The 13109-nt window shown below is 68.1% G+C and carries 11 protein-coding genes; 3 read left to right on the forward strand and 8 right to left on the reverse strand.

Features of this window, described 5'->3' with window-relative positions; all coding sequences use genetic code 11:
• From AB4Y86_RS02745 to AB4Y86_RS02755, 3 genes are all read left to right on the forward strand, one after another.
• Window positions 1-564, forward strand: a 564-nt coding sequence (locus tag AB4Y86_RS02745; protein WP_441399901.1) for a 5-formyltetrahydrofolate cyclo-ligase, incomplete at its 5' end; no start/stop codon positions are given.
• Between the two features lie 120 nt (window positions 565-684).
• Window positions 685-939, forward strand: coding sequence for an FmdB family zinc ribbon protein (locus tag AB4Y86_RS02750; RefSeq protein WP_441399902.1), 255 nt, complete (start codon window positions 685-687; stop codon window positions 937-939).
• Between the two features lie 192 nt (window positions 940-1131).
• The gene (locus tag AB4Y86_RS02755; RefSeq protein ID WP_441399903.1) at window positions 1132-1860 is read left to right on the forward strand and encodes an RcpC/CpaB family pilus assembly protein; all 729 of its coding nucleotides are present in this window, start codon (window positions 1132-1134) and stop codon (window positions 1858-1860) included.
• A 39-nt stretch (window positions 1861-1899) separates the two neighbouring features.
• On the opposite strand, the gene AB4Y86_RS02760 is transcribed toward AB4Y86_RS02755, so the two are convergent.
• The 8 genes from AB4Y86_RS02760 to AB4Y86_RS02795 all read right to left on the reverse strand — a co-directional run bounded on the left by AB4Y86_RS02760 (window position 1900) and on the right by AB4Y86_RS02795 (window position 12950).
• Window positions 1900-2208 carry a hypothetical protein gene (locus tag AB4Y86_RS02760; RefSeq protein WP_441399904.1) on the reverse strand — a complete coding sequence of 103 codons (309 nt, stop codon included), beginning with the start codon at window positions 2206-2208 and terminating at the stop codon, window positions 1900-1902.
• Between the two features lie 58 nt (window positions 2209-2266).
• Window positions 2267-6079: an AAA family ATPase gene (locus AB4Y86_RS02765; protein ID WP_441399905.1), complete on the reverse strand. Its 3813-nt coding sequence runs from the start codon at window positions 6077-6079 to the stop codon at window positions 2267-2269.
• Between the two features lie 210 nt (window positions 6080-6289).
• Window positions 6290-7879: a glutamine-hydrolyzing GMP synthase gene (guaA, locus tag AB4Y86_RS02770; RefSeq protein ID WP_441399906.1), complete on the reverse strand. Its 1590-nt coding sequence runs from the start codon at window positions 7877-7879 to the stop codon at window positions 6290-6292.
• 95 nt (window positions 7880-7974) lie between these two features.
• The gene (locus tag AB4Y86_RS02775; RefSeq protein ID WP_441399907.1) at window positions 7975-8487 is read right to left on the reverse strand and encodes a DUF3817 domain-containing protein; all 513 of its coding nucleotides are present in this window, start codon (window positions 8485-8487) and stop codon (window positions 7975-7977) included.
• Window positions 8484-9347: an SURF1 family protein gene (locus AB4Y86_RS02780; RefSeq protein ID WP_441399908.1), complete on the reverse strand. Its 864-nt coding sequence runs from the start codon at window positions 9345-9347 to the stop codon at window positions 8484-8486. Before AB4Y86_RS02780 ends, AB4Y86_RS02775 begins: the two co-directional genes overlap by 4 nt.
• A gap of 73 nt (window positions 9348-9420) precedes the next feature.
• Entirely contained in the window at window positions 9421-9909 is a 489-nt protein-coding gene (locus AB4Y86_RS02785) for a PTS sugar transporter subunit IIA (RefSeq protein ID WP_441399909.1), read from the reverse strand.
• A 59-nt stretch (window positions 9910-9968) separates the two neighbouring features.
• Window positions 9969-11720 carry a glycerol-3-phosphate dehydrogenase/oxidase gene (locus tag AB4Y86_RS02790; protein ID WP_441399910.1) on the reverse strand — a complete coding sequence of 584 codons (1752 nt, stop codon included), beginning with the start codon at window positions 11718-11720 and terminating at the stop codon, window positions 9969-9971.
• A 93-nt stretch (window positions 11721-11813) separates the two neighbouring features.
• A complete protein-coding gene (locus AB4Y86_RS02795) occupies window positions 11814-12950 on the reverse strand; it encodes a GuaB3 family IMP dehydrogenase-related protein (protein ID WP_441399911.1) in 1137 nt (378 codons plus the stop codon).
• Between the last annotated feature and the right edge of the window lie 159 nt (window positions 12951-13109).

Genomic DNA, 13109 nt, shown 5'->3' on the forward strand with positions numbered 1-13109 from the left:
GCATTGGCCCGTCACGGCCTGGCTTGGGCAGCCGGACTGGCCCGCGGCGGACAGCGCACGTTCGGCGCCTACCTCGGCGTCGGCTCCGAGCCGCCCACCCTGCCACTCCTGTGGGCACTGCACGACGCCGGGCACCGGGTACTGCTGCCGGTCTGCGAACCGGACCTTACTCTGAGCTGGGTGTACTGGACCCCGGCCTCCGTTTTTRTCCGCAGCCGCTACGCGCCCATCCAAGAGCCAGCCGGTGAACGGCTCGGCACGTCCGTGATGCTTGACGTGACCGGGATTTTCCTGCCCGCCACCGCCCTGGACCGCTCGGGCAACCGGATCGGCCAGGGGGGCGGTTATTACGACAAGTTCCTTGCCGAGCTCATGAAACTTCGCGGGGACGGCGCCGCCCCCGCTGGCGCCCCGCTTCCGACGGCGGCGATCGTCTACGACGCCGAAGTGTTGCCGGCCGGCAGCATTCCGGCCGAGTCTTTCGACCGTAAGGTTGCGTCCGCACTGACCCCCGGAGGGCTCGTCCCGCTAGCGCCACTTGCCGAGGCGCCCCCCGGCGGGTGATAGAATTGGCACTCAGGCCCTGAGACTGCTAATGCACTTCGCTACACACCGAAGCTGGTGACGGCGAACCGCCCGCGGCAGCCGAGGGACCTGCTCGTTTGCCCCAGAGGAGGAAACCCGGTGCCCACGTACGCATACGCCTGCAAGGACTGCAGCCACGCCTTCGAGATCGTGCAGTCATTCACGGACAGCTCACTGACGTCCTGCCCCGAGTGCGAAGGGACCCTGCGCAAGAAATTCAACAGCGTGGGCGTCGTGTTCAAGGGCTCCGGCTTCTACCGGACCGACTCTCGCGATTCCAAGGGCAGCACCGTGACGCCCGCTCCCACCGCGGCAGCACCTGCCGCCGCACCGGCATCGGCAGCGGCCAGCTAAGACTCCCGAGGCCGCGAGCGGATTTCCGGATTGCGTTCGCTGCAGAACATCCTGTCGGCGCACAGCGTTATCAGCCCGAGGTGTTGTCCACATAGCGCCGACCAGGTCTGACGCCGCTGGGCGGAACCGCCATAGCGTGTCGACATGGCCCATCGCAGCCGCCCGTCAGACTCCTTTCCAGCACGCCTACGTGTGGCGCCCCCGCCCTCCCCGCATGGAAGGTCCCGGCCGTATGGCACCGCCTTCCGCTCCGGCAGCAGCTCCCGCCAACCGCCGCGGCGCCGTCGCCTCCAGGGATGGATCAGGCGCAACCGCCGGCTGGCAGTTGCCCTCCTGCTGTGCGTCGCCACCGGCCTGACGGTTCAGCAGCTGACGCCGGCACCCGACGCGACCGTTCCCGCCTGGGCAGCCGCCAAGGACCTTCCGGCCGGGAGAGTACTGGCGGCCGCCGACCTCGCCGCGATCGAAGTCCCGCCGGGCGTGCTTCCCGGCGGTTCCCTCAATCTCGCCGCGCTGGAGGGTAAACAGCTCGCCGTGGGGCTCCGCCAGGGCCAGCTCTTCTCAGATTCCCAACTCGTTGGTCCGGGGCTTCTGGCTGGCAGCCCGCCCGGGGCTGCGGCCGTTCCGCTCCGCATGGCGGACCCTGCATCCATCCAGCTGGTCTCTCCCGGACAGCTCGTCAATGTGGTGATGACCAGCGGCAACGGCTACGAGCAGGCCGCTGCGTCCCAACTGCTCGCGACCGCGGTGCCAGTGCTGTGGACCTCCGCACACGGCGGCCGCGCCGGCCAATGGCTCGACGGCGGGGAGACGGACGGCCTGATGGTGGTAGCGGCCGACCCCGACCAGGCCCGGAGACTCGCCGGCGCATCAACCCAAGGCAAGTTGTTCTTTGTCCTGGTCGGCGCACGGCCAGGCTAACCGGGTGACAGCCGAACTCCTGGGGCCGTCCGCGGGAGGTCAGCCCCAGTGTGGAGGCTTTTGCTCCAGCAGCCAGGCGTCGTGGTCATAGCTCCCGGGTTGGTCGCCCCAACGGCGCGGATCGTCCTCCGCGGCCTTGTTGGGCAGCACTCCCCCAGGACCTGTGGCGGGTGCCGCGGCCCGACGCTTGGGTCGGCGCTGCTGCGGATCGTGCCGCGGGTCTCCTGCGGTCAGGTCCGCCGCTGGGACAGCCGGGGAAGCGGCCGCCGGGACGCTCCCCCGCTGGGCATCGCGGCGTTCGCCGCCGTCCCGCCCCGTATTGTTGCTCTTGTCGCCGTCTGCGTTCATGCCGCCGGCCTCCTTGCTGCGAATAGCTCTAGCTTGCCCGTGGGCAATTATCCGCCGGTCATCCCCGGTCCGCGGCGGACGCATACGTGTCCTGCCCGTCTTCTACGCTCAGGTTCTCGATGTCGTCGGAAAAGCCGGGCGAGGTCCGAAGCCGGTTCGACGCGACGGGCTTCTCCAAGCCGAGGTAGCCGCCGATCCGGTCCGCGCAGACCGAGGGATCGGTGAACACCTCTATCGTCCATAATGGCATGTACCGCCAGCCCATGCGTTCCAACAGTTGCGGGCGCAGGCGGCTGCGCTCACGAACGGTCATCCGCCGGTACCGCTCGGTGCCGTCAGACTCGATGGCGACGGGACTGGGGATCTCGGCGTCGTCCTGGCCGATGGTGTGCATCGGGTCGGCTGCGGCCACCATGTCCAGGACACCGTCGTACTGATGCCAGACCCGGGCCCCGCGGGCGCGGAGCCGGTCGCCGAGGTCTGCCACCAACGGGTCGGCGCCGAGTGCCTGTTCGCTGGCAGCCGCACGGGAGGCCGGGCTTCCCAACGCGGAGTTGCCCGCGATTTCCCGGTCCAGGAGTTCGTAGAAGTCCACCGCGCCGTGGCTCAGGCGGGTGACATCCAGGTCTTCGGGGCGGAAACAGCTCAGCACGTGCAAGGAGCGCCGGGCCCGCGTCATCGCGAGGGCGAACCGGGCACGGCCGCCTTCGGCAGACAGCGGTCCGAGGTTGTGCAGCGCCCGCCCGTGCGGGGTGCGGCCGTAGCCGGGCGAGAAGATCACCCGGTCGCGGACCAGACCCTGGGCACGCTCCAGGTCGACCACCCGGAACGACTCGTCGCCGGCGGTGAAGAAACTGCCCAGCAGGGGGTGGTTGGGCAGTTGCCGCCGGATGGCCTCGCCGATCCGGGCAGCGTGCCGGAGGCTGCCCGTCACGACCGCCAGCGAGGTGCGGGGGCGGAGTCTCGCATGTTCGAAGACCAAGTCCACCACGCGGTTCACTTCGGCTACCACCGATTCGACGCCGTCGTGGTCAGCGCTCGGCAGGCCGGTCCCATCCGGCAGGTATTCCACCGTCAGCGCGCGCTCCAGGCCGGTCGCAGACTGGCCCTCGGGCAGCCGGCGGAGTTCTCCGTCATAGAACCCATTGCTTAGCTGTCGCACGACGTCCTCGTCGACGGCGCGGTAGACGGTCCTGAGTTTCCGCACCGGCAGCACGGCCGCCAGAGCCTGGTACGCGCTGTCCACGCGCTGGTGCGAGCTTTCGCCGGCGGCGAGCCGCTCGACGCCCACGGTGAAGCCGCGCGGGCTGGCGATCTGGTCGTCGCCGAAGGCAATGACCTGACGGGAGCGCGCGACGGCGGGCAGTACGGCTTGCAGTGACGTCGCCTCGGCGTCAAGGATCACGACCGCGTCGAAGCGCTGTTCGGCCGGCAAGAGGCTGGTGAGAAGATAGGGGCTGACGGACCAGACCGGCACCAGCATGGGGATGAGCTCGGCTGACTGCGCGGTCAACGCCGCAGGCGTTACCCGGCCGTCCTTGAGCAGGCTGCGCAGTAGCTCGGACTGCCGGGGGTGTTCGGTAAGGGCAGCCCGCCAGCGTTCGGCCAGTTTCCAGCGCAGCCGGGCAGCACCGCTGGCGATGTGGGCGTTGTCCGCGAGTCGGTATTCTGCTTCGAGCTGGCGGAGGGCGTCGCCGTCGGACATGGCGAGATAGTCGTCGCCGCTGATCATGGCTTCCAGGGCCGACTGCCACCAGGCCAGCTCAAGCTCCGCGGCCACCGATTCGGCCGGCACCTCCCGCTCGGCCAGATCGGCGAGCAGCTCGCCGAGGCCGTGCTCGCGCATGTTCTCCACCAGCAGCGTCCGCTCGGGCAGGGTTTCAAGCGTACCGGTGTCCGCGACGAGGCGGTCCAGCCGTTCCGTCAGCTCGCCGTAGGGGGTGTCGTGGAGGCCTCCACCGGCGCGGGTGTGCTGGACGGCGGCGCCGAGCTCAGCCAGCTCGGCTTCCAGTTCCCGGAACAGTGCGGTGATTTCGGCCAGTCCGGACGGCACGGCCGGGTGCCGCTGGGTGGTGGCGTACTCCGCCCACGTGGCGCGCTGGTCCTGGACCAGCAGCAGCGAACTGTGGAGGTCGGCGATGTGCACGCCGGGGCGCACGTACTCCTTGGCAACCCTGCGCAATCGGGAGCGTTGCATGGAGGGCATGTCGATGTTCCGTTCCCGGCGCCACGCCGACGGGGCCGTGGCCGAGATGAGGTCATGCACGGGCCGGTCGAAAATGTCGGGGGTGAACTTGTCCAGGCTTTCGCGGACCGCGACCAGCAGGTCGATCTGGTCGCCCCACTCGGCGAAGGTTTCGCCGAGCCGGATCTCCGCGTGCTCGGCGACGCCGTTCATCCGCTCGCGCAACTGAGGGAGCTTTTCGGCGACCGAGCAGGCTACCTGTTGTGCCTCCTCGGTTTCCTTACGCGTCAGGAGCCGGGCGCCGTGCCACGGGCTCATGGTCGACGCGCGGCTGAAGCTGCCCAGTTCCGCCGCCCGGCGGAGTCGTCCCGCGAGTTCCTCGCGGTCGCGGATGCTGTCCAGGACGCTGCGCTTGAGTCGGACGGTGGTGGCCGGCGCCGGGTGGATCGCGGTCAGCGCCGCGAGGGACTGCATCGCCTCGTAGGGCGAGCACCCCCAGCGCTGGCGGACGTTGTGCAGCGAAGCGACGTGGTCCATCAGCGCGTGCCGGTGCGCAGTTAGGGTGGAGTGAAGGTTCTTCAGCTGCGGTTCGAGCGACTTTTCGTTGCGGACGATCGCCCGGACCAGCTGGCCCTTGAGCTGCAGCGGCGTGGAGTTGCCGGCGAGCTGGACGAGCACCGACTCGAGCCCCAGCGTCTCCAACTGCGCCGTGAGTTCACCGAGGCTGGCCCGCCGGTCGCCGACAACCAGGACGCTCCTGCCCTCGTCGATCAGGGCGCCGATGGTGTTAATCGCGGTCTGGGTCTGGCCGGTGCCCGGCGGGCTGCTGACCACGAGCGAATCGCCCGCGCGGACGGCGTCGACGACGTATTGCTGGTCCGTGTCGGCGTCGAGGAGGAGGAGCTCATCGGCCGGGCTCCGTTGATCCGTGCTCGGAAACCTTCCGTCCTGGAGCACGGGCACGTCCACCGGTGCACCGGTGGCGGCGCGTTCCAGCGCCGCCACGAGCGGGTTGCTCTGGTTGATCCACGGATCATCCAGGTTCCCGGAAAGGTCTGCGAAGGTCGAGACCAGCAGGTTGTGCTCGATTTCGGCGCCGTGGATCGGCTGGATCAGCGTGCCGAGACGGTCCAGGACAGGCTGCGGATCGTACCGAGCCGTGCTGTAGGCCATCCGGGTCACAGCGTTCACGTCGAAGACGATGCCGTGAATGGACTTCAGGTGCCGGACCAGGGCCGGGTTGATCCGGGCCTGCTCGGTGAGCTGCAGTTCGTAATCGTCCTCGCCGGGGCGAATGGTCAGGGAAATGGCGGTGAGCATGACCGGCGCGGACACGCGTTGCGGCTTGCCCCCGACGGCGGAAGTCCAGACGACGGTGCCGGCGGAGAAATAGCCGGCGTCGATGCCGCGGTCGTTGGCGAGTTCGAAGATCTTGGATCGAAGGTTGCGTGAGGCCCGGGCGGCGACGACGTACTGCTGACGGTCCCGGATCAGGGTCGACAGGCGGGTGCGGCGGCCGGCCATCAGTTGGGCCAGGCCGGAGGGATGGGCGTGGGTCAGGTCAATGGAGCCCTCGGGAGTTTTCGTGAAGCGCAGCATGGTGTCTGCTCCGGTGACGGGCTTGAGGCCCGACAGCCATTTCCTGAACTCCTCGGAGCCCTCGGGGTGGCCTTGACCAACTGACACTGCTGCCTTCTTTTCTACTCTCGCGGTTTCTGCGCTCGCGCGGGACGCTCTGGACCATACCGGCATGCTTTCGAGGGTAGCCCGAATCCGGCGTCGGAGAGCGGCCGCAACACTGACGCACGCCAAATTGGTCCGGCGAATTGCCGCCAGGCCGCCCGGCACAGGAAATAGAGAATGGCCGGCCTCGGAGGAGGCCGGCCATTCACAACGCTATTCCCACTCGATGGTTCCCGGCGGCTTGCTGGTGACATCCAGCACGACGCGGTTGACGCCGTCCACCTCGTTGGTGATCCGGTTTGAGATCCGGGCCAGCAGGTCGTACGGCAGCCGCGACCAGTCGGCCGTCATGGCGTCCTCGGAGGACACCGGCCGCAGCACAATCGGGTGGCCATAGGTGCGGCCGTCGCCCTGCACCCCGACGCTGCGGACGTCCGCCAGCAGCACCACGGGCATCTGCCAGACCTCGTTGTCAAGGCCGGCCGCCGTCAGTTCGGCACGCGCGATCGCGTCGGCCTTGCGCAGCAGGTCCAGCCGCTCCTTGGTGACCTCGCCGACGATCCGGATGCCGAGGCCCGGGCCCGGGAAGGGCTGCCGGCCGACGATCTCCTGCGGCAGGCCCAGCTGGGCGCCGACGGCACGGACCTCGTCCTTGAACAATGCCCGCAGCGGTTCCACGAGTTCGAACTGCAGGTCTTCCGGCAGGCCGCCCACGTTGTGGTGGCTCTTGATGTTCGCCGCGCCTTCGCCGCCGCCGGATTCGACGACGTCGGGGTACAGGGTGCCTTGGACCAGGAACTTGATCTTTTCGCCGTGCGCCGCGGCCTCGGCGATGATGGCGTGTTCGGCTTCCTCAAAGGCCCGGATGAACTCCCGGCCGATGATCTTGCGCTTGGTTTCGGGATCACTGACCCCGGCCAAAGCCGCCTGAAAGCGTTCCTGCTCGTTGGCGACGTAGAGCTTCACACCGGTGGCGGCCACGAAGTCGCGCTCGACCTGTTCTGCTTCGCCTTCACGCAGCAGGCCGTGGTCCACGAAGACACAGGTCAGCTGGTCGCCGACAGCGCGCTGGACAAGGGCGGCCGCCACGGCGGAGTCGACGCCGCCGGATAGCCCACAGATCACCCGTGCGCCGCCAATCTGCTCGCGGATCCGTTCGATCTGTTCGTCGAGGATGTTGCCCGCGGTCCAGTTCGGTTCCAGCTTGGCGCCCTTGAACAGGAAGTTCTCCAGCACCTGCTGGCCGTAGGCAGAGTGCTTCACTTCGGGGTGCCACTGCACGCCGTAGAGGCCCCTCTCCTCGTTGGCGAACGCGGCAACGTCGGCGCCCGCCGTCGTGGCGAGGACCTCGAAGCCCTCCGGGGCCTCATGAACGGAGTCGCCATGACTCATCCAGGTGCTCTGGTGCTGGGGCATCCCCTCAAGGATGGAGCGGCCTTCGCCGAGGGTAGTGGTCTCGGTGGCTCCGTATTCGCGGAGCCCGGTCCGGGCCACCTTCCCGCCGAGGGCGTTGGCCATGGCCTGGAAGCCGTAGCAGATGCCGAAGACCGGGACGCCGGCTTCGAACAGGTCCGCGCTGACGCTCGGGGCGCCTTCCGCGTATACACTCGCCGGGCCGCCGGAGAGGATGATGGCGGCCGGGTTCTTGGCCAGCAGTTGCTCGGTGCTGTAGGTATGCGGAACGACTTCCGAATACACATTCGCTTCCCGGACGCGGCGGGCAATCAGCTGCGCGTACTGGGCACCGTAGTCAACAACCAGCACGGGCCTGTGGGACGTCTGGGATGCAGTGGGAGTGGTCACGCTCCCAGCCTACTTTGCGGCGCCGGTCGCCCGCACCTTGAGAAGCCTCGGGTAAGCGAACTCACAAGCCGGCGCGGGCTGTTCAGAAGGGCGGGTCAGTAGCGCTGCGATGCCTGCGGATTGGCGGCCAGTTCCGCCTCCACCTGGGCGTGGAACTTCTTCTCCACGAAGAAGGACAGAAACGGCACGACGCCGCCCAGGGCCAGGATGATGAGCTTGGCGAACGGCCACCGCATCAGCGACCAGAGGCGGAAGTTGGAGATCAGGTAAACGACGTACATCCAGCCGTGGACGATCAGCACCGCGACAGATACGTTCACTCCCCCGATGACTCCCGGCGGCTCGGCGTCGGTGAAACCGAAACCGAACGGTTTGCCGGTGACAGCGTTGGTGCCGCCGGCAAACAAGTAGTGGCCGAAGCCGTAGCGGGCGATCAGTTCGGCGCAAAGGAGGAGCAGCATGGAGCCCGTGAGGTAGGCGAGGACCTTGTAGAACTTCAGTGCGGAGCGGATCTGCGCCTCAGTTCCGCCGAAGCGGCGCTTCTTGCCGCTGGGGCTTCCCGTTCCGTTGGGCTGCTGCGGCTGGACGGCCGGCTTGGGCTCGATCATGATTGCACTCTCGGATTGGTTGAATACGGGTCGGTTTCGGTGGAATCGGCGTCCTGGGGTCCGCCGGCGGCGCGGAGGGCCGCCGCTTCGTCTTCGGCGTCTTCAAGGCCGCGTCGGTAGTCGTCCTTGACCAGGCGCCACCAGATGAACAGCGCGAAGCCGGCAAAAACGACCCACTCCGCGGCGTAGAACAAGTTGAGCCAGTTGACCGTCTGCGCGGGCGGCTGCGGCCCGATGTTCAACGGCCGGACCGGGCCGGAGACGGCCACGTCCGTGCCGGCGGAGCGCTCCGCGCTGGCCGCGACGAAGCCTGGGAAACTGCTTACGTCCCAGACGTTGATGAGTTCCGCGACGGAGACGGCGCTGGCGCGCCCGGGGCCGTCGTCGGTGTTCGGCAGCGGCGCCTCGGAGGGAATCAGCCGCCCGGTGAGTTCCACCGTGCCTCGCGGCGGCGCCGGGGCGTCTGCGGCGTCGGCCACCCAGCCGCGGGCCACTGGAATCCAGGTTTGCGGCGAGGCTCCGGCGCCGGTCAGCGCCGGAGCGCCCTGGACTGCGAAGGCGGAGACGATCCAAAAACCCTTCGCGCCGTCGTTGATCCGTCCGGGCACCAGCACCTGCTTCTGCGGGTCATAGTGGCCGGACGCGGTGACAACCTGATCGGCCGCGGATCCGGGGAAGAACACCCCCGGCTTCAGCACGGCGGTGAGCGGCCGGGGCTCCTCGGTACCGGCGGAGACCGGCGCCTCGGACCGTGTGGAACGGCCGAACTGCCACTGGCTCAGCAGCACAAAGACGCCAGAAATCACGAGCGCAAGCACGAGGCCTGCGATCCAGCGGGGTTGGAGGGCGGTTTTCAGCACCCCTTAACCGTACTTCGTCCGCGTGTAGAACAGCGAAACGGGCCCGGGCGGCGCAGGAGCGGCCGCCCGGTGTTCAGTGGTCGAAGAACACCAGGCTGGAATTGATCAGTTCCGAGATCACCTCAGGGTCGTAGGCGCGCCGGAGCGACTCCCGGAACGACTCCTTGGACAGCGAGCGCGCCAGGGTGGCCAGCACTTCGAGGTGGTCGGAGAACGAGCTCGCCGGCGTCGCGATCAGCAGGATGACGGTGGCCGGCCCGTCGGCGGCACCGAAGTCCAGGGCCCGGCCATACTTCGTGATGCCCACCGCGATTGAGGTGCGGGAGACAAACTCGCTGCGGGCGTGGGGCAGGCCGATCCCGCCGGGGAGTCCGGTCGCCAGTTGGTGTTCGCGGGCGTTGACGTGGCCGAGGAACCCCTCCAGGTCGGAGATCCGGCCGGCCTCGTACATCCGCTGGGCCAGCTGCGCGGAGGCGTCGAATTTATCCTCCGCATCCAACTCAAGGATCACCATCTGCGGCGTGGTGAGGTCGGCATCGTACCGGTCCAGTGGTTCCGCCAAGAGGTGTCCCTTCGAAGTGGCGTCGGTACAGGGCGCCGGTGCGCCGTACGGCACCCCGGTCAGCGCAGCGGAACGATGTCCTCGACGCCCAGGCGTGCGGCGTCTGCGGATTCGTCATCCGGCTGCTGCTGGCTCAGCCGTTCGGCGTCGACCCGGGCCAGATAGTGCTTGATCTCGCTCTCGCGCTGCGTGTCGCTCCAGCCGAGAACTTCTCCGATCAGTTTAGCGACCACCGGCGCGGCTGACACGCCGCGGTCCCACGCCTCGATCGAAATCCGGGTCCGGCGGGTCAGCACGTCCTGGACATGCCGGGCGCCCTCGAATTTGGCCGCGTACACCGCTTCGGCGGCGAGGTAGTCGTCGGCGCCGGGCAGCGGCTCACCGAGATCGGGGTTCTCCTTGATGAGCGCCAGCACCTCCGGCGCCATGGAGCCGTAGCGGTTGAGCAGGTGTTCGATCCGCGCCACGTGCACCCCGGTTTCCTCCGCCATCCGGTTGCGCCTGTTCCACGCGGCCTTGAAGCCGCTCGCACCCAGCAGCGGAATGGACTCGGTGCACGACGGCGGGACGCGCTCGTCCATGCTGCGTGTCGCCTCGTCGACGGCGTCTTTCGCCATGACCCGGTAGGTGGTCCATTTGCCGCCGGCCACGACGACGAGGCCGGGAACCGGATGGGCCACCACGTGCTCGCGTGACAGCTTGGCGGTCGAATCGTTCTCCCCCGCCAGCAGCGGGCGCAGGCCGGCGTAGACGCCTTCGACGTCTTCGCGGGTCAGCGGCCGTTTCAGGACCTTGTTGACGTGTTCGAGGAGGTAGTCGATGTCCTTGCTGGACGCCGCCGGGTGTGCCTTGTCCAGGTGCCAGTCGGTGTCGGTGGTGCCGATGATCCAGTGCCGGCCCCAGGGAATGACGAAAAGCACGGATTTTTCGGTCCGCAAGATCAGGCCCACCGTGGATTGGARGCGGTCCCGCGGCACCACCAGATGGATGCCCTTGGAGGCCCGCACTTTCAGTTGGCCCCGGTCGGTGACCATGGCCTGGGTCTCGTCGGTCCAGACGCCCGTGGCATTGATGACCTGCTTGGCTCGGATGTTGAAGCTGGAGCCGTCCTCGTGGTTGACGACCTTGGCGCCGACCACGCGTTCGCCCTCCCGGGTAAAGTCGACCACTGCCGTCTGGTTCACGGCATGCGCGCCGTAGTACGCCGCCGTGCGCACCAGGTTGGCGACGTATTTCGCGTCGTCGACCTGCCCGTCGTAGTACCGGATGGACCCGACGAAGGCATCGTCCTTGAGGCTCGGCGCCGCCCGCAGGGTGCCGCGCCGCGACAGGTGCTTGTGGAACGGGACGCCGCGGCTGTGACCGCCGGTAATGGACATGGCGTCATAGAGGGCGATCCCGGAGCCGACGTAGGGCCGCTCCACGAAGCGCTTGGTGAGCGGGTACAGAAACGGCACCGGCCTGGCAAGGTGCGGGGCCAGGACGGAGAGAATCAGTCCGCGCTCGTGCAGCGCTTCCTTGACCAGCGCGAAGTCCAGCATCTCCAGGTAGCGCAAGCCGCCATGGATGAGCTTCGAGGACCGCGACGATGTGCCTGCGGCCCAGTCGTTTGCCTCGACAATGCCCACGCTCAGGCCGCGCGTCACGGCATCCAAGGCGGCTCCGGCGCCGACGATGCCGCCGCCGACGATCAGGATGTCGAGCTCCTTGCCGGGTTCCGTGCTGGCTTTGAGGGCAGCGAGGGACGCTTCACGCTCCGCTGGCCCCAGCGCCCCGCCTGCCAAGGGAGCCCCACCAGGAAAACTGTTCATCTCACGCCTCCATCCGGATCAAACCTCGTAGTGCACCACACTACTTCCAAGTTCTCCGGATGGGCAGGGCCCCAGGCTGCGCCGGCGCGGGGTTCAGTTGCCGGCGTACGGCGAGACGACGACGTCGACGCGCTGGAACTCTTTCAGGTCCGAGTAGCCGGTGGTTGCCATCGAACGGCGCAGCGCACCGATCAGGTTGGAGGTGCCATTGGTGTGGTGGCCCGGCCCGAACAGGACTTCCTCGAGCGGACCGACCGTTCCCACGTTGACCCTGTCGCCGCGGGGCAGTTCGAGGTGGTGGGCTTCCTGGCCCCAGTGCCAGCCCTTGCCGGGTGCTTCCTCGGCGCGCGCGAGGGCACTGCCCAGCATCACGGCGTCGGCGCCCATGGCGATGGCCTTGACGATATCACCGGAGCTGCCCATTCCGCCGTCGGCGATCACGTGCGCGTAGCGTCCGCCGGATTCATCCATGTAGTCCCGGCGGGCGGCGGCGACGTCGGAGATGGCGGACGCCATCGGCGAATGGATGCCGAGGGCGCGGCGGGTGGTGGTGGTGGCTCCCCCGCCGAACCCGACGAGCACACCCGCGGCGCCGGTGCGCATCAGGTGCAGGGCCGGGGTGTAGCCGGCCGCTCCGCCGACGATCACGGGGACGTCGAGTTCGTAAATGAACTGCTTGAGGTTCAGGGGCTCGTGGTCCTTGGAGACATGTTCCGCCGAGACGGTGGTCCCCCGGATGACGAAGATGTCGACGCCGGCGGCAACCACGGTCTTGTAGTGCTCCTGCGTGCGCTGCGGTGTCAGGGAGCCGGCCACCGTGACTCCGGCAGCGCGGATCTCCGCCAGCCGGGAGGTGACCAGTTCGGGCTGGATCGGGGCCTGGTAGAGCTCCTGCATCCGCCGGGTGACGGCCGGGCTGTTGGTTTCGTTCTCGAGGGCGGCAATCTGGTCCAGCACAGGCTGCGGGTCCTCGTAGCGGGTCCACAGGCCTTCCAGGTCGAGGACGCCGAGGCCGCCGAGCCGGCCCAGCGCGATGACCGTTTCCGGCGACATCGCGGAATCCATCGGCGCGGCGATGACGGGCATGTCGAACTTGTAGGCATCAATCTGCCACGAGACGGATACGTCCTTGGGGTCGCGCGTACGCCGGTTGGGGACGATCGCAATGTCGTCCAGGGAGTAGGCACGACGCCCACGCTTTCCACGGCCAATCTCAATCTCGTAAGTCACTGCTCTAGGTTATCCCAGTCGGGCCCCGGCCCGGGCGGCAGTGCCACCGGCAGGTGGAACACGCGTGCTGGCGTGGCTACCGTGGTTCCATGGGCAAACGATGGATCTTTGACGGCCACATCGCAGGCATCGGAACGCTGTCCGGACTCAGGGCCGTGA

The organism is Arthrobacter sp. 2YAF22_2, from assembly GCF_052114645.1.
In the GTDB taxonomy this organism is placed as follows: domain Bacteria; phylum Actinomycetota; class Actinomycetes; order Actinomycetales; family Micrococcaceae; genus Arthrobacter.